Below are 25101 nucleotides of genomic sequence, written 5' to 3'. Positions count from 1 at the left end.
CCGTCGTGCAGGGTCTTCGGGTGCAGTCCGGAGCCGATGACGCCGTCCTGCCGACCCCGACGCTGTCGGCGCGCGTCATCGCCGCCGCCCTGGGCCAGTTCCCGCCGACGCAGGAGCAGACCGCCGTCATCGAGGCGCCGCTCGCACCGGCACTCGTCGTCGCGGGCGCGGGCAGCGGCAAGACCGAGACGATGGCGGCGCGGGTCGTATGGCTGGTGGCGAACGGCATCGTCCGCCGCGACGAGGTGCTCGGCCTCACATTCACCCGCAAGGCCGCGGGAGAACTGGCGGAGCGCATTCACAAGCGTCTCGCGCGTCTGGCGGAGTTCGAGCGGCACGGTCTGCTGCCTGCGCTTCCCGGACTCGCGGAGGCGGGCGCACTCGACGCCTTCGGCGACCTCGAGCGGTCGGGCGTCGACGGTGCGCGCGCGACGGCGGAGCGCCACCGGCTGCTCGAGCCGCTGGCGCGCGCCGCGGACGCGGTGCCCCAGGACTCGTCCGACGACGCGCTGCTGCATCGCCCGACGGTGGCGACCTACAACAGCTTCGCCGACCAGATCGTGCGCGAGCACGCGCTGAGGATCGGACGGGATGCCGAAGCCGCCGTGCTCTCGGAATCCGCCGCGTGGCTCCTCATGCGTCGCGTCGTGTTCGCATCGGACGACCCGCGCCTCGAAGACCGCGGCGAAGCCGTGCGCTCCATCGTGGACGCGGCGCTGCGGATCGCCCGCGACGGCGTCGACAACCTCGTCGACTTCGACGCCCTCGCCGGCTTTCCCGAGCGCTTCCGCACCGTCCGCGAGCTGCCGTCGACCAACCGGCGGACGACGGTGTACGCGGATGTGGCCGACGCGGCCGACCGGGTCGAGGCCCTGGCCCTCCTCGCCGATCTCGCCCGCGAGTACGCCGCCGAGAAGCTGCGGCTCGGTGTCATCGACTTCTCGGATCAGGTCGCCGGCGCGCTCGAGGTGGTGCGGAGCCACGCCGTCGTGGCGGACGAGCTGCGCGACAGGTACCGCGTGGTGCTCCTCGACGAGTACCAGGACACCTCGGTGGCGCAGACCGACCTCCTGGCGGCCCTCTTCGCGGGCACCGGCGTGATGGCGGTCGGAGACCCGCATCAGGCGATCTACGGCTGGCGCGGGGCCAGCGCCGGCAATCTGGGCGGCTTCGCTGACGCGTTCTCGCCGGGCGCGGGGTGCGCCCAGTACGCACTGCTGACGAGCTGGCGAAACAGCGCGTCCGTGCTGACGGCGGCGAACGCGGTCCTGGCGCCGCTCGCCGCATCGGCGTCGCTGGCGGTGGAAGAGCTGCGCCCCCGCCCGGGCGCGCCTGCAGGCGTGGTCGAACTCGGGTTCGATTCCGATCTCGACACCGAGGCCGATCGCGTGGCCGAGTGGTTCGCCGGCGTGCGGGCCTCCCGCGCGCAGGATGGCCGTCCGACGACCGGGGCCATCCTGTTCCGCAGCAAGAAGCACATGGTCCGCTTCGGCGACGCGCTCGGGCGCCGCGGCATCCCACATCGCATCCTGGGCCTCGGCGGGCTGCTCTCCACCCCCGAGGTGGTCGACGTGGTCTGCGCGCTGAGGGTGATCAGCGATCCGTCCGCGGGGTCGGCGCTCATCCGCCTGCTGTCGGGGCCTCGCTGGGCGATCGGCCTGCCCGATCTGCGCGAGCTCGCGGCACTGTCGCGTCGTCTCGCGCGCCACGACGCCGCCCTGCAGCCGCTGGCGCCGGAAGTCGTCGAGCGCATTCGCGGAAGCGCCGGCGACGACGACGGCTCACTCGTCGACGCGCTCGACTTCGTCCTGCGGCAGCGGCCCGACCACGGCTGGCTGGCGGGCTTCACCCCCTCGGCCCGCGAGCGGCTGCGGGATGCGGCATCCGTCTTCGCGGGACTGCGTCAGGCGAGCGGCATGCCGATCCCCGAGCTCGTGCGGCTGATCGAGCTGGAGCTGAGGCTCGACATCGAGCTCGCGGCGAACGAGTCCCGGGGGCCGGCCCGCATCGCGGCGGCGCAGCTGCGCGCCTTCGTCGACGAGGTGCACGCTTTCCTCGCCGCTGACGAGACCGGATCGCTGTCGAGCCTCCTCGCCTGGCTCGACCACGCGGAGCAGCTCGACGAGTTCGCGCCGCGCACGGAGCCTCCAGAGGACGATGTCGTACAGCTCCTCACGATCCATGGCTCGAAGGGCCTCGAGTGGGACGCCGTCGCCGTGGTGCGCCTGGTGAAGGACGAGCTGCCGAGCGCGCCCCGTGACACCAAGGCGTGGCTCGGCTTCGGTGTGCTGCCGTACGCGTTCCGCGGCGACTCGGCATGGCTGCCCGTGCTGCGCTGGCAGTCCGCGCAGACCCAGCAGGAACTGAAGGAAGCCATCGACACGTTCGTCGAGGCCAACCGCAACCGTCAGCTCGAGGAGGACCGCCGGCTGGCCTACGTCGCCGTCACCCGGGCCCGCGATCACCTGCTTCTCACGGGTGCGACATGGTCCGGGACCAAGCGGCCCCGATCCCGCAGCGTCTTCTTCACCGAGATCGCCGAGGCGCTGGGGGTGACGCTCACCGACGACGAGGTCGGCGACGATCCGTACCAGGGAGCCCGCCGCGTGCTGCAGTGGCCCATCGATCCTCTGGGAGCACGCCGGACGGCCGTGGAGACGGCGGCGCGCGCGGTCGACGCGGCGCACGACGCTCTCGGTTCCGAGTCCGCCGCACCGCGCGCGGTGCTCGACCCGCAGGCTGCGCTCCTCCTCGCCGAGCGCGATGCCCGGCGCGCGCGGCCGGTCCACACGGCGCCCACCCGCATCGCCGCATCACGCTACAAGGAGTACGTCGCCGACCTCGACGGCACGCTGGCAGCGATCGCGCGGCCGATGCCCGAGCGCCCCTTCCGCCAGACCCGCCTCGGCACGCTGTTCCACGCGTGGGTCGAGCAGCGCTCCGGCCGGGCAGGCCTGGGCGGTTCCCTCGATGACGCGCTGTGGGAGACCGATGACGAGATCCCTGGCACGGATCCGTCCAACAGCGAGGCCTCCGTCGAGGACGCCGCGGCCCTGGCGGCGCTGCGCGAGCGGTTCCTCGGGTCGGAGTGGGCATCGCGCCGGCCGATCGAGGTCGAGACCGAGATCGACTTCACCACGATCGGACCGGACGGGCTGCCGCACATCGTCATCTGCAAGCTCGATGCCGTGTACCGCCGCGAAGACCGCGACGGCAGGATCGAGATCGTCGATTGGAAGACCGGCGTCGCTCCGCGCACGCCCGCCGAGAAGGACGAGCGGATGCTGCAGCTCGAGCTCTACCGCCGGGCCTACCACGCGAAGCACGGCGTGCCCCTCGACGAGATCGACGTCGCGCTCTACTACGTCGCGGAGGACGTCATCCTCCGCGGCTGACGCTGTATCGCCGGCCGGCGGCCAGAGCCGGCGATGTCAGCACGGAGCGCGCAGGATCACTCGGCCCGCCAGCGACGCAGCGCCGCCTCGGAGGCGCGCTCCGCCTCGGCGGCATCCGTTCCGGCGATGTCTTCGCGGTCGGCCCCGAGGGGGAACGGCGCGGGGGACAGATGCGGAAGGGCGATCGGCGCGGTCGAGACGTCGTCGGAGGCGTGCGGCGCCTCCGGAGACGGTGAGCCCGCGCCCGCGCCGGCACGGGCCTCGTCGCGGAAGGCCGCCAGGTCCGCCTCGGTGAGCTCCTCGGTGTCGAACCTCCCGGCGCTCCGATCGACAGGGCCGGTATCGGTCGGCTCATCGGCGACCCACTGCGCGAGCTCCTCCGGGTCGTATGCATCGGTCTGCATCGACGTGTCGACGGTCGGCGCCGCGGCACCGGGCGTCCGCTCGAGAAGCGCGATGGCGTCGTCGACGTCGAGCGCGGCATCCGACACGATGTCGTCACCGGCGACTCCTGTGGCCAGCGACTCCAGGAGCTCCACGGCGTCGCTGACGATGTCTTCGCGGTCGACGTCGTGCCCGTGCACCAGCCACTTCGCGAATTCGAGCTCCGCGTACAGTCGGGCGCGCTCGCGGCCACGCGCGTCGGGGGCGCGGCCGCTTGCGGCGACGTAGGCGGCGTACACGTCATCCGCGGCTTCGGGCGCCGACGCGAGCCACTGCAGGTCGGTGGCAGGGTCGCCGATCGACAGCCCATGCCATTCGAGCAGGCCGGTGACGGTCGGCACCCCGTCGAGATCCTCGAAGAGGAATGAGGCGGCACCCGCGCCGCCGAGCATGACGGCCGACTCGAAGCGCCAGAGCTCGTCGGCGTCCACCGCACGATGCCAGCGGTGCGCGAGGCTCACCGGAAGCCGCCGGGTCGCCACGGCACGGTCGATCAGGCGCGTGACGTCGGCACGCACCTGCGCTGGCGTGCGGGCCGGAAGTCCCTCGCCCTTGACGATCGAATGCGGCAGGGCGTGAAGGGCGGCCAGTGCCGCACCCAGGGAGGTGGCCGCGCCGCGACCGGCGGGCAGGTGTGCGGCATCGACGCGGTAGCCGGGGAGGAAATCGACGACGACCACGCGGCTGTCGCCCAGGCCCGCCTCACCGAGCAGCTCCGGCGCGCGGAACGGGAGCAGCCCGCGGACGCCCGGGGTGAGTGCGCGGAGCGCACGCGCCTCGGCGGCGAGCTCGGGCGCTGCCGACGGGTCGGCCGGAACGCGCACGACGACGCGCCGGCCGTCGTCCAGGTCGGCGACGGCGGCGTCGTAGCGGCCGGTCGATCCCTCCGTGAGGGCTCCGACCCCGACGACCCCGACCCGCGGCAGAGCCGACGTGACCGACGCGGCTAGAGTGAGGGGTGAGCGTGCCATGTGCCCAGGGTAGGTCGGTCGCGCTCGTCCGTCCCCGCGCCACGCCCGGCCCTGAACGACGAAGCGGAGCATGTTCCGATGACGGCGCCCGACAGTACGAGCATCCCTCCGCTGGCACGTCCCGGTCTCGATCGCGCTGCCGCAGAGCGTCTCACCCCCGATCTCATCGAGGTGTCCCGGGCGGATGCCGCCACTCGCGTGCTCGTCATCGTCGGCGACGCGGCACCACTGGCCGCACCCGATGCGCTGTTCTGGAGCGTGGCTGCTGAGGTACCTGCCGGAGCCGAGTGGGCCTTTCTCGGTCGCGGCGAGGACGGGGGCGCTCTGCTCGCCGCCGTGTTCGCAGCCCAGGAGGAGGAACTGTTCGCCGCCCCGGCGGGCTGGGCGGGACTGCGCGCCGTGGGCGCCGCGCTCTCCCCGGCGGATGCCGGCGCCTTCGTCGAAGCGCTGAGCCTCGGGCGGTGGCTGCTGGACGCCCCGTTCTGCCCCGCGTGCGGCACGCTGACGAACCTCGGCGACAGCGGGTGGTCGCGCAAGTGCCCGCACTGCGGTCGCCAGCACTTCCCCCGCACCGACCCCGCCGTGATCGTGGCGATCACGAGCGCAGTCGATCCCGATCTGCTGCTCCTGGGCTCCAACGCGCTGTGGGGTGCCGACCGCTTCTCGTGCTTCGCCGGGTTCGTCGAGGCGGGCGAGTCGCTCGAGGCGGCGGTGCGCCGGGAGGTGGCGGAGGAATCGGGCGTCGACGTCGGCGTGGTCTCGTACCAGGGCTCGCAGGCATGGCCGTATCCCCGGTCGCTCATGGTCGGCTTCCTCGCTTCAGCGCTCGACGACGCCGCCGCGGAGGCGGATGGTGAGGAGATCGCCGCGGTCCGCTGGTTCACACGCGACGAGATCGGCACGGCGCTGGCCGGCGGCGGCGATGTCGTGCTGCCCGGCCCTGCCTCCATCGCGCACCGCCTCATCGCCGACTGGCATGCGGAGCGGCCATGAGCACCGACGCGCTCGCTGGGCTCGACGAGCACCAGCGGGAGGCGGTCACCGCGCTGCGAGGACCCGTCGTCGTGCTGGCCGGCGCCGGCACCGGCAAGACCCGCGTCATCACGCACCGCATCGCCCACGGCGTCGACACGGGGGCCTACTCGCCAGGCCGTGTGATGGCCGTCACCTTCACGACGAAGGCCGCGGGCGAGATGCGCGGCCGGCTGCGCACCATGGGCGTGGCCGGCGTGGCGGCGCGCACGTTCCACGCCGCGGCGCTGGCCCAGCTCAACTTCTTCTGGCCGACGCTCGCAGGAGACAGCGCCCCGGGCATCGTCGACAACAAGGTGCGGCTGCTCGCTCACGCGGCCGACGGCATCGGCCTCTCTCCCGACCGGGCCACGCTGCGCGACGTGGCGTCCGACATCGAGTGGCGCAAGGTCTCGATGCTCAGCGTCGACGGCTACGTCGAGGCCCGCCCGAACGGGGTGGGGCGGCTCGGCGTGGATCGCGTCGTGGCGCTGCAGCATGCCTACGAGAAGCTCAAGGACGAGCGGCGGCAGCTCGACTTCGAGGACGTCCTCCTCGCGTGCGCGGGCATGCTCGAGGCCGAGCCGCAGGTCGCCAAGGCGGTGCGCGAGCAGTACCGCCATTTCACGGTGGACGAGTTCCAGGACGTGTCACCGCTGCAGAACCGTCTGCTCGAGCTGTGGCTCGGGGACCGGCGCGACATCTGCGTGGTGGGCGATGCGAGTCAGACGATCTATTCGTTCGCGGGTGCCGACGCCTCCTTCCTCCTCGACTTCCCGACGCGGTTCGAAGGGGCGCGGGTCGTGCGACTCGAGACGAACTACCGATCGGATCCGCCGATCCTCGCTGTCGCGAACGAACTGATGCGCGGGCGGCCGGGGGCACTGCACCTGACGGCGGCAGCCTCGCGATCCGCGGAGCCCGCGCCGCCGGTACCCACCGTGACGGCGTTCGAGGACGACCGCGCGGAGGCGCGTGCTGTCGCGGCCCAGATCGGCGCGCAGATCGCCGCCGGTGCCGATCCCGGCCACATCGCGGTGCTCTATCGCTCGCACGCGCAGTCCGCGGAACTGGTTGCGGCGCTCGCGGACGCCGGCATCGCCACGACGGTGCTCGGGGGTCGGCGCTTCTTCGACATGCCCGAGGTGCGGCAGGCCGTGATGGAGCTGCGGGCGGCGTCGGTCGCCCCCATCGAGAGCGGCTTCGTCGACACGGTGCGAGACATCCTGCGCTCCCGCGGCCTCACCGACGACCCGCCGGAGGCCGGCGGAGCCCTGCGCGACGCCTGGGAGGCCCGCGCCGCACTGCTGCGCCTCGCGCAGGAGGCGCCGGCCGGCACGACGCTGCGCGCCTTCACGGACGAGCTCACGGCCAGGGCGAAGGTGCACGACGAGCCGGCGATGCGGACGGTGACCCTGGCCACGCTGCACGCGGCGAAGGGCCTGGAATGGGAGCACGTGCACCTGATCGGCGTGGCTGAGGGGCTGCTGCCGATCTCGTACGCCACGACGTTCGAGCAGGTCGACGAGGAGCGGCGGCTGGCATACGTCGGCATCACGCGAGCCGGGCGAACGCTGTCGCTGACGTGGTCTCGAGGCGTACGGGAGCGGCAGCCGTCGCGGTTCCTCCGAGAGATCGGCAGCGGCACTCTGCGTGCGGGCGGTGCGACCGCACGTTCCGGTGGAGGGAGCCGGCGCGCAGGATCACCGACCGCGTCCGCGACGCCGAGGGGTTCCGCGCCCGGTCCGCGATGAGCCGTCCGGCGACGATGCCCGCCTCCCAGAGCACCGCCGGCTCGGTCTCGACCGGGCGCCCCAGCAGCTGCGCCGCGACCGCCGGCCATGACGGGTCGTCGTCGCGGCGCTGCGCGGCGACGCAGGCGAGGCACGCCGTGCTCCCGGGCTTCACGAACGGCCCCACCTCGGCCCCCGAGCCGGTCAGGGCCACCGGAACGTGAGGGACGTCTGCCGCCATGAGGCCGGAGGCGGTGCCGGGCGCGACGAGCCGGTGCACGACGAACACCACCGCCGCGGCATCCCTGCCTGAGATCCCGACCGGGTCGAAGCGGTGAGCCGTCCCGACGTCGTAGCCGGCCGCGGCCAGGCCCGTGCCAACGGCGTCGCGTTGCTGCTCGGGCACGTCGGAGGCGCAGTGCAGCGTGACGCGGCGCGGGACTTCGGGGTCCGTCGTCAGGGCACGGCGGATGCGGGTGAGGAACCGTGTGGCAGCCGCGGCATCGGGGGCGCCGAAGGCCTGTGCCAGAGGCACGAACGCGCCGTCCGGGATGCCGCGCTCGAGTTCGCGGAGAACACGCTGCTGCCACGGCTGGGGATCATCGAGGATCCCGACCGGTTCGGAGCCGAACTGGAGGGCGGTGTCGGTCCGCCACACCGGCGGAAACGCGGGGTCGAGTCGCAGCATGCGGCCGATCCTGCCCCAGCGGGTGCGGCGTTCGGGCGGTATCCACAGGCCCGACCGCCGATCGGATCGCATCCCAACCTGGGGAGGAGGGGCCGCCGCGGGCGCGAGGCGTCACACCGGACGGTGATCGTCAGGCGTGCTGCTCCCGCCGTCGTCCTCGGAGGCGTCCGGCCCCTCAGGAGACGCAGGGGCGGCGGATCCGTCCTCGGCCGCGGACTCGCCGAGCTCTTCGCCGGCCAGCAGGCGCGCGAGCGCGTCGTCCATCTCATCGGGCACGGGCTCTTCGCCGCGCGCCCGCGCCTCGAGGCGGGCGACGAGAGCGGCGGGATCGTCGATGTCGGAGGCAGCAGGCATGAGGTCGGGGTAGTCCCACAGGGCGTCGCGCGCGGCGGGGCCGACGGCATCCGTCACCGCCCGCCACATCGCTGCGGCCTCGCGCATGCGGCGGGGGCGGATCTCGAGCCCCACCAGCGAGCCGAGCGCGCGTTCCGCGGGGCCGCCGACCGCGCGACGGCGGCGCACCGCCTCGGAGATGCGCTGCGCTGCGGGCAGCCGCGACGTCGCATCCTCGGTGACGACCTCGACCCAGCCCTCGATGGTCGCGAGCAGGTTCTCGAGGCGGGCGAGGGCCGCGTCCTGCGCCTCGGAGCGTGCCGGCAGCAGCGCGCCGCTCTCGATCGCCCTGCGGAGCTCCTCCGGCTCGGACGGGTCGAATCGTGTGGCGAGATCTTCGAGCGCGTCGGTGTCGACGTGCACGCCTCGCGCGAAGTCGGTCACCTGCGAGATCACGTGCAGGCGAAGCCATCGGGCGTGGCGGAACAGGCGCGCGTGAGCGAGCTCGCGCGTGGCCGCGTAGAGGGCGAGCTGGTCGTCGGGGACCTCCAGGTCGCGCCCGAAATCGGCGAAGTTCTGGGGGAGGATGGCGGCCTCACCGTCCGGCATGAGCGGGATGCCGACGTCACCACCGCTCACGACCTCCTTGGAGAGGTTGCCGACCACCTGCCCGAGCTGCGACGCGAACAGCGAGCCGCCGACCGTGCGCATGAGGCGTCCCGCCCCCTGCACGAGCCCCTGCATGTCTTCGGGTGCCTGCTCGCTCAGCGCGGTCGTGAGCGCATCGGCGATGCTCGTGGCGACGGGGGCGGCGAGCTCCTCCCATACCGGGAGGGTGGCTTCGACCCAGGCGCCGCGCGTCAGCGTCACCGGCGGAGCGGGCAGGTCCGAGATGGTGGTCGCCTCGCTCAGCCACAGGGTCGCCAGGGAGAACGCCTGATCGAGATCGGTGCGCTGGCCGGCGGTGACGCCGAGGCCCTCCTGGTTGGCGATGTGCAGCGCCTGGCGCTTCGCCATGTCCCACGAGATGCCGCTCTCGTCGGCGTTCTCGAACGCGCCCTGCAGCTGGCGCATGACCGCCTGCATCATGGCCGGATCGATGTTCATGCCGGAGAGTCGTGAAAGCTGCTCCGGATCGACCTCGCCCGCGGAACCACCGAAAAGCCGGCGGATGAGCTCCTGGAAGTCGTCCTCGGGGCTGGGTCCGTCGCCAGGGGTCTCGTCGTCTGCCACTTCAGCCGCCTTTCAGCCGGTCGATGACGTTGCGCTCTACGCTAGTCGCAGCATCCGACGCACTCCCCGGCAGGGACCCCTCCGCCTTACGCCGGTCGCGAACGACCCGGCACACATCGACAAGGCACGGAAGAGAGGTCCCTCGTGGCCCTGTTCGACGAGAACACGACGATCGAGCCCGCCGCCCGACCGCGCATGTCGCGGCGCACGCTCGCCGGCGTGTGGGCGCTCGCCGTGGCGATGGTGGTGCTCCTGATCATCACCTTCCTGCCGACCTCATACGTCATCCAGCGGCCCGGTCCGGTCTACAACACCCTCGGCAGCGCGGAGAATGCCGACGGCGAAGAGGTGCCGCTGATCTCGGTCGAGGGCGCGCAGACCTACCCGACCGACGGCTCGCTGGACTTGCTGACCGTGCAGGTGCAGGGCAACCGTGAGCGCACGCCGTCATGGTTCGAGCTGGCGATGGCGTGGTTCGACCCGAGCAAGGCAGTGCTCCCCGTCGATGCGATCTTCCCTGAGGGTCAGTCGACGGACGACCGCAATGCGGAGAGCGCGCAGATGATGGTGAACTCCCAGCACGAGGCGACCGCGGCGGCGCTCACCGAGCTCGGGTACGACGTCGGCGCGCAGCTGTCGGTCTTCTCGGTCGTCGACGGGGCGGCCGCCGAGGGCGTGCTGCAGGAGGGCGACCTCATCCTCGAGGCGAACGGCGAGCCGGTCGCGGACGTGGCGGCGCTGCGCGAGGTCATCAACGACGGCGGGGGCGACCCGGTGGCGCTGCTGATCGAGCGCGACGGTGAGCAGCAGACCGTCGAGGTGACCCCGAAGGAGTCCACGGCCGGCGGCGAGACGACCTGGATCCTCGGCGTGAACCTCATCACCGACTACGACTTCCCGATCGACGTGACGATTCAGCTCGACAACGTCGGCGGCCCGAGCGCGGGGATGATGTTCGCCCTCGGCATCATCGACACGCTCACCCCGGAAGAGCTGAACGGCGGCGAGCAGGTCGCCGGCACCGGCACGATCACCGCCGACGGCGAGGTGGGGCCGATCGGCGGCATCCGTCAGAAGATGTGGGGCGCCGTGGATGCCGGGGCCGACTGGTTCCTCGCCCCCGAGGCGAACTGCGACGAGGTCGTCGGCCACATCCCCGGTGATCTGCGTGTCTTCTCGGTCGAGGACCTCGATGACGCGCTCACCGTCCTCGACGCAGTCCGCGATGGCGGCGACCTCGACGCGCTGCCGACCTGCACGGCCAAGTGAGCCGGGGGATCGTGCCCGAAACGTTGCGCGATTCCGAGAGTTCGCCCAGGGAGGACAAGGCGGCCGCCCGGAATCCGCCGCCTAGGATGGGACGGTGACCACGACCTCGTCGCCGACCCCGGCCACACCCTCCCGTACCCGCCGCGTGATCGCCATCACGCTCGCGATCATCGCCGCCCTCGTGGTGGCGTTCTTCGTCTTCGCGAGCCTCTACGCGGACTGGCTGTGGTTCGATCAGCTCGGGTTCACCGAGGTGCTGCTGACCCAGTGGGTCGCCCGCGTGGTGATGTTCGTGGTCGGCTTCCTCGGGATGGCGGTGCCCGTGTGGCTGGCCATCCAGCTCGCCTACCGCCTGCGCCCGGTGTACGCGCGGCTGAGCTCGCAGCTCGACCGCTACCAGGAGGTCGTCGAGCCCCTGAGGCGCCTCGCGATGTGGGGCATCCCGGTCTTCTTCGGCTTCTTCGCCGGCTTCGCCGCCTCGGCGCAGTGGGAGACGACCTGGCTGTGGTTCAACGGCGTCGCCACCGACACCACCGACCCGGAGTTCCACCTCGACACCGGCTTCTACATGTTCGCCATGCCGTTCTGGAGCTCGCTCATCGGCTTCGCGTCCGCGGTCCTGCTGATCTGCCTGCTCGTCACCGCACTAGTGTCGTACCTGTACGGCTCGGTGCGCGTCGGGCAGCGGGAGCTGCGCATCTCGAAGTCCGCACGCATCCAGCTCGCGGTGATCGCCGGCCTGTACCTGCTGGTGCAGGGTGCCAGCCTGTGGCTCGACCGCTACAAGACGCTCGTCGAGTCCGGCGCCGACGACCGCATCACCGGCCCCGGCTACACCGGCGTCAACGCGATCATCCCCGGGCAGACGATCCTCGCCATCGTGGCCGTCATCGTCGCGATCCTCTTCTTCGTCACGGCGGTCATCGGCCGCTGGCGCTATCCGCTCATCGCGACCGCGCTGCTCGTGGTGTCGGCGATCGTCGTGGGTGTCGGCTATCCCTGGGTGGTCAACACCTTCCAGGTGCAGCCGAACCGCTTCTCGCTCGAAGAGGAGTACTACCAGCGCAACGTCGACATGACGCATCAGGCCTACGGCGTCTCCGGCCTCGAGCAGGAGGACTTCGCCGCGGTGACGGATGCCGAGCCCGGCCAGCTGCGCGACGATGCGGCCACGACCGCGCAGGTGCGCATCATGGACCCGGCGATCATCTCGCCGAACGTGCGCCAGCTCGAGCAGTACCGCTCCTACTACCAGTTCGCCGATCCTCTCGACGTCGACCGCTACGAGCGGGACGGCGTCTCGCAGGACACCGTCGTGTCGGTGCGCGAGCTGAACCTGGACCAGCTCGGCAACGCCGCAGACTGGCAGAACTCGGCAGTCGTCTACACGCACGGCTACGGCATCGTGGTCGCGAAGGGCAACGACCGCACCGGCGACGGCGACCCGGTCTTCCTGGAGCGCGGCATCCCGGCCGCCGGTTTCCTCACGGATCAGGATGACTTCCAGCCGCGTGTCTACTTCGGCGAGTCCTCGCCGCCGTACTCGATCGTCGGTGCGCCGGAAGGAACGCCGCCGGCGGAGCTGGACTACCCCGAGGGCGGCGACGCCGCCTCGGGCGAGCAGAAGACGACCTTCGAGGGCAACGGCGGGCCGAGTCTCGGCAACGTGTTCAACCGGCTCGTCTACGCGCTGAAGTTCCAGGCCGAGCAGATCCTCTTCTCGGACTACGTCAACTCCGAATCGCAGATCCTGTACGACCGCAACCCGCGTGAGCGCGTGCAGAAGGTCGCCCCGTACCTGACGCTCGACAACGACGCGTACCCCAGCGTCGTGGACGGCCGGATCGTCTGGATCATCGACGGCTACACCGTCAGCGCGAACTACCCCTACTCGTCGACCGTCAGCCTGACCTCGGCGATCTCGGACTCCAGCAACCCCGCACCCCGGTTCGCCGTCGACGACATCAACTACATCCGCAACTCGGTGAAGGCCACCGTCGACGCGTACGACGGTTCGGTGAAGCTGTACGCGTGGGACGAGGAGGACCCGCTCCTGCAGACGTGGCAGAAGGTGTACCCGGCGACCATCGAGCCGATCAGCAAGATGTCGGCCGACCTGATGAGCCACGTGCGGTACCCGACGGATCTCTTCAAGGTGCAGCGGACGATCCTCGGCGTCTATCACGTCGACGACGCGCGGTCGTTCTACCAGAGCGACAACCGCTGGCAGACGCCGAACGACCCGCAGGACGACCAGCTGCTGCAGCCGCCGTACTACCTGACGATGCAGATGCCGGGCGAAGAGGCGCCGACGTACTCGATGTTCACCTCGTTCATCCCGTCATCGACGGGAGGAAATGCCCGGAACGTCCTCATGGGCTACCTCGCGGTCAACTCGAACGCCGGGGCGGAAGCCGGTGTGAAGAGCGACGACTACGGCAAACTGCGGATGCTGGTGATCGACGCGGACACCCCCGTCTCGGGACCCGGTCAGGTGCAGAACGACTTCGATTCGCAGCCCGAGGTGTCGTCGTTCGTCAACATCCTGAAGCAGGGTGACTCCGACGTGCTGAAGGGCAACCTGCTCACCTTGCCCGTCGGTGGTGGTCTGCTCTACGTGCAGCCGGTCTTCGTGCAGTCATCCGGCGCGACGAAGCTGCCGAAGCTGCAGAAGGTGCTGGTCTCGTTCGGCAAGGACATCGCGTTCGAAGACACGCTGAACGAGGCGCTCGACACCCTCTTCGGCGGTGATTCGGGCGCTGACGCCGGTGACACCGACGTCGAACCCACACCAGGCGCGACGCCGGCGCCCGAGCCGACGCCCGGGCCGACCGAATCGGCTGGGCCGACGGAGCCCACGGGCCCGACCGAGCCCACCGACGAGTACCAGGCCGCTCTGCAGGACGCGCAGCAGGCGCTGCTCGACCGGCAGGCCGCACTCGAGAAGGGCGACTGGGCCGCGTACGGCGAGGCCGACGCCAGGCTCACCGCCGCCATCGAGAAGCTCATCGCACTCGGCGACCAGCAGTAGACCCGGTGCCGCGACGGGCCGTCCATCGGAAGATGGGCGGCCCGTCGCCATCGGTGCGCGGCAGCCCCGCTCTACAGGCCGGCGGGCTCAGCCGGTGAGTACGGCGTACCAGATGAGCAGCAGCGTCACCACGAAGCCGGACAGCTGGTTCAGCCACAGGAACCGCCGCCATCCGGTCGTCGCCGTGGCGGCGTCCGCATCGGCGACGGAGCGGTAAGGCCACACCGTGACGAGGTAGGGCACCGCGAGCCCCGCAGCCAGCGGCCCCGGCCAGGTCGTCGCGAGCATGGCGACGCCCGCGGCGGCGTAGCAGGCGAGCGCGAAGCGCACCGTCCAACGCGCCCCACGCGCCGTCGCGATCGACGCGATGCCGGCCTCCCGGTCGGCGACGACGTCCTGCACCGCGCCGAACGCGTGGGAAGCCACACCCCACAGCGCGAACGCGACGATGAGCGCGACCAGCGGCAGCGTCCACGTGGCGCCGGCCAGCACGAGCGCGTAGACCGCGGGGGAGAAGAAGTGGATGCTGCTGGTCACCGAGTCGGCGAAGGGCCGCTCCTTGAGGCGCAGCGGCGGCGCGCTGTAGAAGACGACGAAGAACAGGCTCGCGGTGAGCACCAGCCACGACACCGGTGACCCGACGATGACGAGGTACGCGACGAACGGCAGACACAGGAGCCCCGCGGTCCACAGGGTGGCGCGGTGCAGTCGCCGGTCGAGCACCGCACCGTGCGCGCCGCCCTTGCGCGGGTTTCGCAGGTCGGACTCGTAGTCGAACACGTCGTTGATCCCGTACATCGCCAGGTTGTACGGCACGAGGAAGAACAGGGTGCCGACGACGAGCGTCGCGTCGATGTGACGCGTGGTGACCAGGTACGCCGCGGCGAACGGGTAGGCGGTGTTGATCCAGCTCACCGGTCGTGAGGCGATCAGGAGCTGCCGCACGACGGCACCGGCGCGGAGCGGGGGTGCGGCGGTCACGATCGTGCCTCCTGCCGCCGGGTCGGTGCGCTCCCGAGCAGCGTGAAGACGGCGGGAACGAGGAACGCCGCGCAGAGCGGGTACGCGAAGTCCTCGATCGGAGCGAGGCCGATCCGCACGCCCGAGATGAGCGCGTCGGGGTAGGTGAACAGTCCCGCGGCGATCATCAGGTTGTCGAACACTGCTGTGAGGACGACCAGGATGCCGGCGGCGATGGCCGAGGCTGTCATCCGGCGTGCGAATCCCGGGCGGCGCATCGTGAGCAGCGTGAGGACCACCGTGATCGCCAGGAACGGCAGGACGATGAGCGGATAGGTCATCGCGCCGCCTCCGACGGCGAGGTCGCGGCATCCGCCCGGCGACGCTCGAGCAGGCGGTGCGCGCCCGCCCAGGCGACGAGCGCGAGGTAGCTCAGGAAGGCCAGGAAGAACGGCTCCTCGAGCGGGAGGTGCGGCGCGAGGTCGATGCCGACGAGCAGGGGACTGTCGCCCTTGACGAAGACCCCCGCCGCGATGCCCGCGGCGTCCCAGATCAGGAAGAACGCCGTGCCGATGCCCACCGCGGCCAGCGTCCGGCCGGGCGCCGCCCACGCGGCGAGCCGCCATCGTCGATCGAGGAGCAGCACGCCGAGGGCGGAGGCGAGGATCACCGCGAGGTAGAGACCGGGCACCGTCACACTCTCGCAGGTTCCGCGAGGGGACCGGGAGACCGGTCACCGCGGAGCCGCTTGACGACGAGTTCGGCAGAGATGAGGCACATCGGCAGGCCGATGCCCGGCAGCGTGGACGCGCCCACGTACGACAGGCCGTCGACGCGTCGCGACGCGTTGCGCGGGCGGAACACGGCGCTCTGCCCGAGGGTGTGGGCGAGGCCGAGGGCATTGCCCCGCCAGGCACCCAGGTCGTCGGCGAAGTCGCCCGGCGCGACCGTGCGGCGTACGACGATGCGGCTCGCCAGATCCGGGATGCCGCACCAGTCGGCGATCTGCGCGATGACGCGGTCTGCGGCAGCTTCGATCCGCGGCTCGCCGTCGCCATGGAAGCCCCCGTGCCCGAGGCTGGGGTCCGCGGGCACGGGGACGAGCACGAAGAGATTCTCGTGCTCGGGAGGCGCCACGGTGGGGTCCGTGGCGCTGGGGCGGCAGATGTAGAGGGACGCGGGATCGGGGATCCGCGGATGCGAGCCGAAGATGTCGTCGAAGCCGGCGCGCCAGTCGTGCGCGAACAGCAGCGTGTGGTGCGCGAGCTGTGGCAGCGCGCCCTTCACACCCAGCATGATGAGCAGCGCGCCCGGGCTGGGCGTGCGGGAGCGCCACCACTCCTCGGGGTAGCTCTGCTCCGCGCGGGGGAGGAGCTGGGTCTCGGTGTGGTGCAGGTCGGCACCCGAGACGACGAGGTCGGCGCTCACACGGCGTCCGTCGGCGAGTTCGACGCCGGTCGCCGCCCCGGCATCCGTCGTGATCCCTGTGACGCGTGCTCCGGTCTCGATGACGACTCCGGATGCCTCGGCCAGGCGTGCGACGGCTGCGATGAGCTCGGTGAACCCGCCACGCGGATACAGCACGCTGTCGTCGAGGTCGAGGTGGCTCATCAGGTGGTAGAGGCTCGGCACGCCGTACGGCGAGCCGCCCAGGAACACCGCAGGGTACTCGAGGATCTGACGCAGGCGTGGATCGGCGAAGCGGCTCTCGACGTAGCGGGCGAGGCTGCGGGTGAGCAGTGGTGCCAGCCGCGGCATCCGTCGCAGCAGGGCCGGGTCACGCAGACCCGCCGTCGTCTCGTAGGTGTCGTACAGGAAGCGGTTGACGGCGAGGTCGTACGCGTCGGCCGCCGAGTCCAAGTAGGCGTCCAGCCGTGCACCGGCTCCCGGCTCGACGCTCTCGAACAGCGCCGTCGCGGCGGCGCGGCCGGATCGGACGTCCAGCGGTTCGAGACCTGCGGACGGGTCCGAGTAGACGCGGTAGGCGGGATCAAGGGGCACGAGGTCGAGCTCGCGCTCGGCGGTCGTGCCGAGCAGCCGGAAGAAGTGGTCGAAGACCTCGGGCATGAGATACCAGCTGGGGCCGGTGTCGAAGCGGAACCCGTCGTGCTCCCACGATCCCGCGCGGCCCCCGAGCTCGTCTCGAGCCTCGAACAGTGTGATCTGCCAGCCCTCCCTGGCCAGCAGCGCGGCCGTGGCCAGCCCGCCGATGCCGCCGCCGATGACGACGGCGCGTTGCGGTGAGTCGTGCAGGCTCATGCGCGCGCCTCCCGGGGAGCGAATCCCAGCAGCGCCCGGGCGGCGAGACGCGCCTTGACGGTGTCCGGCACGCGCACCCGCGCATCGCCTTCTGCGCATGCGCGCAATCGGGCGGCGAGTTCGGCGAAGAGGTCGTGGGCGGCGGTCACGGCCCGACGGCAATCGGCCGGAAGCGCCGGGATCGTGCGGGCGGCCGCGGCGAGGTCCGCGTCGATGCGATCCAGGATGGCGTCGCGCTCTCCCTCGCCGGCGGCGGGGCCGAGGTAGTCCCGCCCGAGCACCGTGTCGTCGTGGGCGCGGTCGCGCAGGAAGTTGACGTCCTGGAACGCGGCACCCAGTCGTCGGGCGCCGTCGACGAGCTGGGCCGAGGGGGCGACGGGATGCGGCGCGCCCGCGTTGACGAACACCTGCAGGCACATCAGCCCGATGACCTCGGCCGAGCCGTAGACGTAGGCGTCGTGCGACGACGCGTCGTGCTGGACTGTGTGGAGGTCGGTCCGCATGGAAGCGAAGAACGGCGCCACGAGGTCGGGGCCGATCCCGCATTCGCGGGCGGTGCCGGCGAACGCGTGCACGATGAGGTTGGAGCTGAAACCGCGGAGCGTGGCGTCGAGCACATCCTGCTCCAGCTTGTCGAGCACCTCCTCCATCGCCTCGGGTGACAGTCCGGCTTCGGCGGCCGGCCCGTCGACGATCTCGTCGGCGATGCGCGCGAGCGCGTAGATGTTGCGCACATGCGGGCGCGGCCGCGGCCCGAGCAGGCGGCACGCGAGCCCGAACGAGGTCGAGTAGCGCGCGATCACGGTGGCGGCGGCATCCGCAGCTGCCCGGTCGTACAGCGCGAGCCCCGTCGCCGTGCGGCTCCGTGTGTCGCTCACGGGACTCGCCCTTCGACGCCGTCGGCGAGAGTGCGCAGCAGGATACCGGCGCGATCCGGCAGAGCCCGATCGTGCGATGCGGCGCGCACCGCATCGAGCGTCTCGCAGATCAGCGCGACCATGCGCTCGCGGGCACCGCTCGATTCGAGAACGGACTGCGCCTCGCGGACCGCCACGGGTCCCGTACGGGCGAGGGCGAGGGCTTCGTCCACACGGCCTGCGGCGGCGGACTCGCGTGCCAGCGCGACCAGCGGCGTCCGCTTGTTCTCACGGAGATCGGGGCCGGTGTCGCGCCCGGTCTGCTGGGTCGTGCCGAACGCGCCGATCAGATCGTCGACCAGCTGGAAAGCGAGTCCGAGGCGCCCGCCCGCGTCGCCGAGCACGCGCAGTGCGTCGGCGTCCGCGCCGCCGAGGAGTGCGCCCGCCTGGAGGGGAGCACGGAACGAGTACACCGCAGTCTTGTTGAAAGCCGTGTCGAGTGTGGCGCCGCGAGAAGGATGCCGCGTGGCGACGCTGTTCTCCACATCCGCGAGCTCGCCCGCGGCGGAGACGAGGATGGCGTCGTCGAGGAGGGTGAGCAGCCGGTCGCGTGTGGCTTCGTCCGTGTGAGCCATGGCGACGAGGCGGAACGCCTCGTGGAGGAGGATGTCGCCCGCGAGGATCGCTGCCGCGTCACCGAGCAGCGCGGCGCCGTCTGCGCCGGCCCCGCCGTCGCGCGCGCGCAGGCGGAATTCTCCGGCGATGTTCGGCACTCCACGGCGCACCGTGTCGTGGTCGATCACGTCGTCATGGACGACGAAAGCCGTATGCAGCAGCTCGAACGCCGCGGCGACCGAGAGCGCGGCCGAGGCATTGGCATCGTCGCCGCGGAATGCGTCGAAGGAAGCGGTGACCAGAGCGGGCCGCAGCCGTTTGCCGCCGTGGGCTGCGCGTGTGATGGCGTCGGCCAGGGCGCTGAACGCGGGACCGAGCTCCGTCGCCCGCTCGCGGATCCTCGCCAGCGCGCCGTCGATCGCGATCTGGAGATCGGGATCGGCTGCCGCCGGGATCATGATGCCCGGCGCCGTCGTGTGGGAGCGTCGAACAGGTGGAGCTGCTCAGCCTGCAGGACCAGCCACGGACTGAACGCCCAGGGGGTCGCCTCGAGCGAGGTGGCGATGGCCTCCGGATCGACCCAGCGCGCGTCGACGACCTCGAGCGGATTGAGAACGGGCTCGTCATCGGTGTATGCGATGTAGACGGGGCAGACCTCGTGCTCGACGATGCCGTTCGCGTCGGTCGCGCGATAGCGGAAAAGGGGGAGCGCGACGCGCAGGTCGGTCAGCGTGAGCCCCAGCTCGAAGTCGGCGTGCCGTCGGACGGCGGCCAGAACCGGTTCCGCCGGACGGGGGTGCCCGCAGAAGGAGTTGGTCCAGACGCCGGGCCAGGTGCGCTTGCCCAGCGCCCGGCGTGTGATCAGCACCTGGCCCGCGCTGTTGAGCACATGGCACGAGAAGGCCAGGTGCAGCGCGGTGTCGGGACCGTGCACGCTCGCCTTCGGCGCCGTGCCGATCGGGTTGCCGTCGTCGTCCAGCAGCACCACGTGGTCGGTGTCGGGCATCCGATCACTTCCTCTCGATATTGCTAGCGAAACTAGCAATCTTTCGTGTGCGATGCTACAACGGGTTGGAGGGAACGTCCATGATGTCCGAGCGCTGGCAGCCGCAGACCGAGCATGAGCACGCCGTGATGCGGGTGCTCACGTCGATCCGCGCCGTCAGCGACTCGATGGAGCGCATGCACAGCGGCATGAAGGACGACATGGACATGAACGCCACCGATGTGGCGGCGCTGCGGATGCTCGTCATCCGGGAGCGGAAGGGGCAGTCCGTGAGCCCGCGAGACATCGCCCGGCATCTGCGGATCTCCACCGCCTCGACGACGAAGCTGCTGGATCGGCTCGTCGATTCGGGGCACGTCGAGCGCCTCCCGCACCCCACCGATCGCCGGGGTCGGGTCGTCGTGCTGACGGAGGATGCCCGGCACGCCTTCTTCCGGGTGTTCGGGGAACGCTTGCGCGCCATGCGCACCGTCGCGCTGGGCTACGACGAAGGCGAGCTCGCGGTGATCGGCCGGTTCCTGGACGACCTCAGCGACGCGATGGATCCGCCGGACTGACGCGTCGCGCGCGGAGCCTCTGCGGCGCGGGACCCCCTGAAGCAGGTTCGCGGCGCCGTTTTCTGTTGCGGGGACAGGATTTGGCCACGCCGCCCCTCCACGCGCGCCGCTGACGCGTTGCGCGCGGAGCCTCTGCGGCGCGGGACCCCCTGAAGCAGGTTCGCGGCGCCGGTCTCGTAAGAGAAAACGAAGAAGAGGGTCTCTCTGGCGGGAGACCCTCTTCTTCGTGTTCTGTTGCGGGGACAGGATTTGAACCTGCGACCTCTGGGTTATGAGCCCAGCGAGCTACCGAGCTGCTCCACCCCGCGGCACAAGGAATAGCCTAACACGGGTTTTTCGTGCTCATGAACACGGGCGGCTCGGGTTGCTGTGCTCCCACCCTCCGCGACAGGATGAGCGCATGCCCGGCGACCGCGATACCGACCCCCTCGACGACCGTGTCGACGGTCGCGATGAGACCCGGGAAGAGCGGGCAGACCGCAACTGGAACGAGGTGCTGCAGGAGCTCCGCGTGCTCCAGACCGGCACGCAGATCCTGACAGGCTTCCTGCTCGCCCTCGCGTTCCAGCCGGCGTTCTCAGAACTGTCCGACGGCCAGCGCGCGGTGTACCTCGGCCTGGTGGTCCTCTCCGCGCTCAGCTCGATCGTGGCCCTCGCGCCCGTCGCGCTTCATCGCGTGCTGTTCCAGCAGCGCGCGAAGCCCGCTGTCGTCCGCTACGGCCACGCCGCCCTGATCACAGCGCTGCTGACCGTGTCGGTGCTGCTCGTCGGCGTGGTGGCCTTCGTGTTCGACGTCGTGCTCGGCGGAGCGGCCGCCTGGTGGGCGCTCGTTCCGCTGGCGCTGGTCATCATCGTGCTGTGGTTCGTGGCGCCCGCCATCATGCGCGTCCGCCTGCGCGCGAACGGAGATCGACGATGACTGACACCCTCCCGATCGGGGTCGCGCAGTTCGCGCCGACAGCCGACACCGCGGCGAACCTGGAGGCCATCGCCCACCTGGTCGCGACCGCATCCGCTCGAGGCGCACGAGTGGTGGTGCTCCCCGAGTACTCCAGCTTCTTCGTCGACCCGTTCGACGAGTCGCTCGCCGAGAACGCGCAGGACCTGGACGGTCCCTTCGTGCAGGCTCTGCGCGAGATCGCCCGGGCGGAGGAGGTGGTGGTCGTCGCCGGTCTGCTGGAGCGCGCGAGCGACGAGGGGCGCGTCCGCAACACCGCCGTGGCGGTCGACGGGACCGGGCTGATCGCGCATTACCGCAAGCTGCACCTGTACGACGCGTTCGGCCAGCGCGAGTCGGACTGGGTCGAGCCGGGGGAGGCCTCGCCGCCCCAGACCTTCGAACTCGACGGCCTCCGCTTCGGGCTCATGACCTGCTACGACCTGCGCTTCCCGGAGGTGGGGCGGCTGCTCGTCGACGCGGGCGCGGACGTGTTCCTCGTCCCGGCCGAGTGGGTGCGCGGGCCGCTCAAGGAGCACCACTGGCGCACGCTGCTGCACGCCCGCGCCATCGAGAACACCGTGTTCGTTGCCGCCGCCGACCACCCGCCGCCCTTGGGCGTCGGACACTCGCTGATCGTCGATCCGCTGGGCGTCGAGCTCGCCGCCGTCGGCACGTCGACGGACGTCGCCGTGGCGCATCTCGACGTCGGATCCATCGAGCGCGTGCGGCGCGTCAACCCGTCGCTGACACTGCGGCGCTTCCGCGTCCAGCCGCGCTGAACCGGCGCGTCAGACGGCGGGAGCGAGGTCGGCGAGACGGGCCGCCGCCTCCTCGAGCACGTCGACCCGTTTGCAGGCCGCGAACCTCACCAGCGTGGCGTACTCGGCCCGCCGGGCCGGCGTGGCGAAGGCGGTGAGCGGGATGGCGACGACCCCGGCGCGCTCGGGAAGCGAGCGGCAGAAGGCCGCGGCATCCGTCACCCCCAGCGATGCGGCATCCGCCACGGTGAAGTAGGAGCCCGCCGGTTCCGACACGCCGAAGCCCGCGGCGCGCAGCCCGGCGCCCAGCAGATCGCGTTTGGCGCGCAGGGCATCGGCGATGCCGCGGAAGAACTCGTCGCCCAGACGCAGCCCGGTGGCGATCGCGGGCTGGAAGGCGCTGCCGTTCACATAGGTCAGGAACTGCTTGACCGCGAGCACCGCGTCCACGAGCGGCGCCGGACCCGAGATCCAGCCGATCTTCCACCCCGTGGTCGAGAACGTCTTGCCACCCGACGAGATGGTGAGGGTGCGCTCCCAGGCTCCCGGCAGGGTGGCGATCGGGACGTGCGGGGCTCCGAAGACGAGATGCTCGTACACCTCGTCCGTGACGATGACGGCGTCGTGGCGCTCGGCGAGTCGCACGATCTCGGTGCGCACCTCGGCGTCGAACACCGCGCCGGTCGGATTGTGCGGGTCGTTGACCAGGATGATGCGCGTGCGGTCCGTGACAGCGGCACGCAGCTCCTCGAGGTCGGGCTGAAAGTCGGGCCACCGCAGCGGCACCGTCACCAGCCGCGCGCCCGCCAGCGCGACCACCGCGGCGTACGAGTCGTAGTGCGGCTCGAAGACGACCACCTCGTCCTCGGGATCGTCGAGCAGCGCCAGCAGTGCGGACGCGAGCGCCTCGGTGGCGCCGGCCGTCACGAGAACATTTCGAGCGGGGTCCAGCCGGAGGCCGTAGAACCGCTCCTGATGCTCGGCGATCGCCGACAGCAGATCCGGGATGCCGCGGCCCGGCGGGTACTGGTTCACACCGTTGGCGATCGCCTCGCGCGCGGCCTCGAGGACCGCGGCGGGTCCGTCCTCGTCGGGGAAGCCCTGCCCGAGATTGATCGCGCCGGTGTGCGCCGCAAGCGCCGACATCTCCGCGAAGATGGTGGGGTGGATCGAACCGTCGGCGCCGACGAGTCCTGCACCGGCAGCCGTGCGGTGCCATGCTCCGGGGATCTGTCGCATCGCTTCACCGTACCGGGCGGGCTCATCCCTCTTGCATAGGCGAGTCCCACTCACGACATAAGAAACGCACAGCATCTGTGGGCACAGTGGTGAGTGCTTGGCAGAAGGAGCAATCATGAGCGACATCCAGGGCGATCGCCCGGAAGACCAGACCCCCGCCGTCCCGACTCAGCCGGCCGCGGAGGCCGCCGCGCAGACGCCCGCCGAGCCGGAGACCCCGGCCGCCGCGGCTGCGCCGTCGCCCGCTGCTCCGCCGGCCCCGCCCGCGCCGCGCGCTGACGCCGCACCGACCGCGCAGCCCGCGTCCCACCAGCAGCCGGTGCCGCCGGCCCCGCCGGTGCCGCCGGCCGGGTACCCCACCGGTGCACAGGCCTATGCCCGCCCGCAGGGCTACGCCGGTCAGCCCGCGGCCTATCCCCACTCCTACGCGGGCCAGCAGGCGCCGGGCGCACCCGCCCCCGGCGCATCGTTCGGCGTCAGCCCGGCGGACACGCAGCCGACGCTGCCGCTCGGAGGTGCAGGCGGCACGGCGCCCACCGCGACGGCGACCGCGACCACGAAGAAGCAGTCCGCCGCCGGCAAGGTGGTGGGCCTCATCGTGGCTGCCGCGATCGTCGGTGGTGCAGCTGGCCTCGGTGGCGCCTATGCCGGCGTCACGTGGTTCGCGCCGGTGAGCGCGTCTCCCGTCGCCGGGCCGACCGCCGTCACCGTCAACGACACCGATTCGGTCAACCAGACCACCGGTATCGCCACGAAGGTGCTGCCGAGCGTCGTCACCATCTCGGCGACGAGCTCGTCGGGTGGCGGGACCGGCTCCGGCGTCGTGCTCAGCGAGGACGGCTACGTCGTGACCAACACCCACGTCGTGACCCTCGACGGTGCCACCGGTGACGCGACGATCCGCGTGACGACCTCCGACGGTCGCGTGTACGACGCGGAGGTCGTGGGCACCGACCCGACGTACGACCTGGCCGTCATCAAGCTGAAGGATGCCGAGGACCTGACCCCGATCGAGTTCGCGGACTCGAGCAAGCTCAACGTCGGCGACACGACAGTCGCGATCGGCGCCCCGCTGGGCCTCGCGAACTCGGTCACCGAGGGCATCGTCAGCGCCCTCAACCGTTCGATCCAGATCGCCTCGTCGGCCGCGCCCGACGGCGGGGATCAGGAGGAGCAGGCTCCGGATCAGGAGAACGGCCAGGAGGGCCCGTTCCGCTTCGACTTCGGTCAGGGCCAGCAGCAGGGCACAGCCACCGAGTCCATCTCGATCGCTGTCATCCAGACCGACGCGGCGATCAACCCCGGCAACTCGGGCGGTGCGCTCGTGGACTCCGACGGCAAGCTGATCGGCATCAACGTGGCCATCGCGACCGCGGGCGGCTCGTCCTCCGACGGCTCGGGATCGATCGGCGTCGGCTTCTCCATCCCGTCGGACATCGTCAAGCGCGTCACCGGTGAGATCATCGACAACGGCGAGGCGACGCACGGCCTGCTCGGCGCGAGCGTGAAGCCCGCGGCATCCGTCGAGGACTCCACGATCACCGGCGCGTACATCGCGGAGGTCACCGACGGTGGTGCGGCGGCCGAGGCCGGCCTGAAGGCGGGCGACGTTGTCACCGGCTTCAACGGCGTGCCGATCACCGACGCCACCGACCTCACGGCGCAGGTCCGCGCTGCGGCGGCCGGAAGCAAGGCGGAGGTCACGTACGTCCGTGACGGCAAGACGCAGACGGCCGAGGTGACGCTGGGCTCGCTCCAGCAGTAGCCCGCAGCGCAGGACGCCATTTCGCGAGTCAGCGAGC

General features: G+C 71.3%; 19 protein-coding genes and 1 tRNA gene. 9 read left to right on the top strand and 11 right to left on the bottom strand.

All coding sequences use genetic code 11. From position 1 onward, the window contains the following. Nucleotides 1-5 precede the first annotated feature (5 nt). Nucleotides 6-3395 (top strand): ATP-dependent DNA helicase, encoded by a 3390-nt coding sequence (locus NCG93_RS05560; protein WP_425563547.1) that lies wholly within the window; start codon nt 6-8, stop codon nt 3393-3395. A gap of 56 nt (nt 3396-3451) precedes the next feature. Here NCG93_RS05560 and NCG93_RS05555 read toward each other — a convergent pair whose 3' ends face one another. Then, a complete protein-coding gene (locus tag NCG93_RS05555; protein ID WP_194415041.1) occupies nt 3452-4810 on the bottom strand; it encodes a phosphotransferase in 1359 nt (452 codons plus the stop codon). Nucleotides 4811-4888: 78 nt separating this feature from the next. Here NCG93_RS05555 and nudC point away from each other — a divergent pair, with 78 nt between their 5' ends. Then, complete coding sequence (gene nudC / locus NCG93_RS05550) at nt 4889-5803, top strand: NAD(+) diphosphatase (RefSeq protein WP_194415042.1); 915 nt, start codon at nt 4889-4891, stop codon at nt 5801-5803. Beyond that, a complete protein-coding gene (locus tag NCG93_RS05545) occupies nt 5800-7575 on the top strand; it encodes an ATP-dependent helicase (RefSeq protein WP_194415043.1) in 1776 nt (591 codons plus the stop codon). The genes nudC and NCG93_RS05545 overlap by 4 nt, the downstream gene beginning before the upstream one ends. Before the next feature lie 778 nt (nt 7576-8353). On the opposite strand, the gene NCG93_RS05540 is transcribed toward NCG93_RS05545, so the two are convergent. Then, a complete protein-coding gene (locus NCG93_RS05540; protein WP_194415044.1) occupies nt 8354-9808 on the bottom strand; it encodes a zinc-dependent metalloprotease in 1455 nt (484 codons plus the stop codon). Nucleotides 9809-9952: 144 nt separating this feature from the next. On the opposite strand from NCG93_RS05540, the gene NCG93_RS05535 reads away from it, so the two are divergent. After that, nucleotides 9953-11077 (top strand): YlbL family protein, encoded by a 1125-nt coding sequence (locus NCG93_RS05535; protein ID WP_194415045.1) that lies wholly within the window; start codon nt 9953-9955, stop codon nt 11075-11077. A gap of 94 nt (nt 11078-11171) precedes the next feature. After that, entirely contained in the window at nt 11172-14108 is a 2937-nt protein-coding gene (locus NCG93_RS05530) for a UPF0182 family membrane protein (RefSeq protein WP_194415046.1), read from the top strand. 87 nt (nt 14109-14195) lie between these two features. On the opposite strand, the gene NCG93_RS05525 is transcribed toward NCG93_RS05530, so the two are convergent. From NCG93_RS05525 to idi, 7 genes are read right to left on the bottom strand one after another with little or no spacing between them, the layout of a single operon-like run. Next, on the bottom strand, nt 14196-15089 hold the full coding sequence (locus NCG93_RS05525) for a prenyltransferase (RefSeq protein ID WP_194415047.1): 894 nt from the start codon (nt 15087-15089) through the stop codon (nt 14196-14198). Then, a complete protein-coding gene (locus tag NCG93_RS05520; RefSeq protein WP_194415048.1) occupies nt 15086-15409 on the bottom strand; it encodes a lycopene cyclase domain-containing protein in 324 nt (107 codons plus the stop codon). The genes NCG93_RS05525 and NCG93_RS05520 overlap by 4 nt, the downstream gene beginning before the upstream one ends. Beyond that, nucleotides 15406-15759: a lycopene cyclase domain-containing protein gene (locus tag NCG93_RS05515; RefSeq protein ID WP_194415049.1), complete on the bottom strand. Its 354-nt coding sequence runs from the start codon at nt 15757-15759 to the stop codon at nt 15406-15408. Before NCG93_RS05515 ends, NCG93_RS05520 begins: the two co-directional genes overlap by 4 nt. A gap of 2 nt (nt 15760-15761) precedes the next feature. Continuing rightward, nucleotides 15762-17327, bottom strand: coding sequence for a phytoene desaturase family protein (gene crtI / locus NCG93_RS05510; protein WP_194415050.1), 1566 nt, complete (start codon nt 17325-17327; stop codon nt 15762-15764). Next, nucleotides 17324-18205: a phytoene/squalene synthase family protein gene (locus tag NCG93_RS05505; RefSeq protein ID WP_194415051.1), complete on the bottom strand. Its 882-nt coding sequence runs from the start codon at nt 18203-18205 to the stop codon at nt 17324-17326. The genes crtI and NCG93_RS05505 overlap by 4 nt, the downstream gene beginning before the upstream one ends. Continuing rightward, nucleotides 18202-19257 carry a polyprenyl synthetase family protein gene (locus NCG93_RS05500; protein ID WP_194415052.1) on the bottom strand — a complete coding sequence of 352 codons (1056 nt, stop codon included), beginning with the start codon at nt 19255-19257 and terminating at the stop codon, nt 18202-18204. The genes NCG93_RS05505 and NCG93_RS05500 overlap by 4 nt, the downstream gene beginning before the upstream one ends. Beyond that, on the bottom strand, nt 19254-19805 hold the full coding sequence (gene idi / locus NCG93_RS05495) for an isopentenyl-diphosphate Delta-isomerase (protein ID WP_194415053.1): 552 nt from the start codon (nt 19803-19805) through the stop codon (nt 19254-19256). The genes NCG93_RS05500 and idi overlap by 4 nt, the downstream gene beginning before the upstream one ends. An 80-nt stretch (nt 19806-19885) precedes the next feature. Here idi and NCG93_RS05490 point away from each other — a divergent pair, with 80 nt between their 5' ends. Then, the gene (locus NCG93_RS05490; RefSeq protein WP_194415054.1) at nt 19886-20362 is read left to right on the top strand and encodes a MarR family winged helix-turn-helix transcriptional regulator; all 477 of its coding nucleotides are present in this window, start codon (nt 19886-19888) and stop codon (nt 20360-20362) included. A 234-nt stretch (nt 20363-20596) separates the two neighbouring features. Here the strand turns inward: NCG93_RS05490 and NCG93_RS05485 are convergent. Further along, nucleotides 20597-20670: transfer RNA gene (locus NCG93_RS05485), tRNA-Met, on the bottom strand. 92 nt (nt 20671-20762) lie between these two features. Between NCG93_RS05485 and NCG93_RS05480 the strand changes: the two genes are divergently transcribed. Together NCG93_RS05480 and NCG93_RS05475 are read left to right on the top strand one after the other, a co-directional pair. Next, nucleotides 20763-21281, top strand: coding sequence for a DUF6328 family protein (locus NCG93_RS05480; protein WP_194415055.1), 519 nt, complete (start codon nt 20763-20765; stop codon nt 21279-21281). Beyond that, complete coding sequence (locus NCG93_RS05475; protein WP_194415056.1) at nt 21278-22081, top strand: carbon-nitrogen hydrolase family protein; 804 nt, start codon at nt 21278-21280, stop codon at nt 22079-22081. The genes NCG93_RS05480 and NCG93_RS05475 overlap by 4 nt, the downstream gene beginning before the upstream one ends. Before the next feature lie 9 nt (nt 22082-22090). Here NCG93_RS05475 and NCG93_RS05470 read toward each other — a convergent pair whose 3' ends face one another. Further along, nucleotides 22091-23299, bottom strand: coding sequence for an aminotransferase class I/II-fold pyridoxal phosphate-dependent enzyme (locus NCG93_RS05470; protein WP_194415057.1), 1209 nt, complete (start codon nt 23297-23299; stop codon nt 22091-22093). A 115-nt stretch (nt 23300-23414) separates the two neighbouring features. Here NCG93_RS05470 and NCG93_RS05465 point away from each other — a divergent pair, with 115 nt between their 5' ends. Beyond that, the gene (locus NCG93_RS05465; RefSeq protein ID WP_194415058.1) at nt 23415-25064 is read left to right on the top strand and encodes a S1C family serine protease; all 1650 of its coding nucleotides are present in this window, start codon (nt 23415-23417) and stop codon (nt 25062-25064) included. Nucleotides 25065-25101 lie beyond the last annotated feature (37 nt).

This window comes from Microbacterium yannicii (assembly GCF_024055635.1).
In the GTDB taxonomy this organism is placed as follows: domain Bacteria; phylum Actinomycetota; class Actinomycetes; order Actinomycetales; family Microbacteriaceae; genus Microbacterium; species Microbacterium yannicii.
The sequence above is the reverse complement of the archived record's forward strand: the minus strand, read 5'-3'. Positions and strand labels throughout refer to the sequence as shown.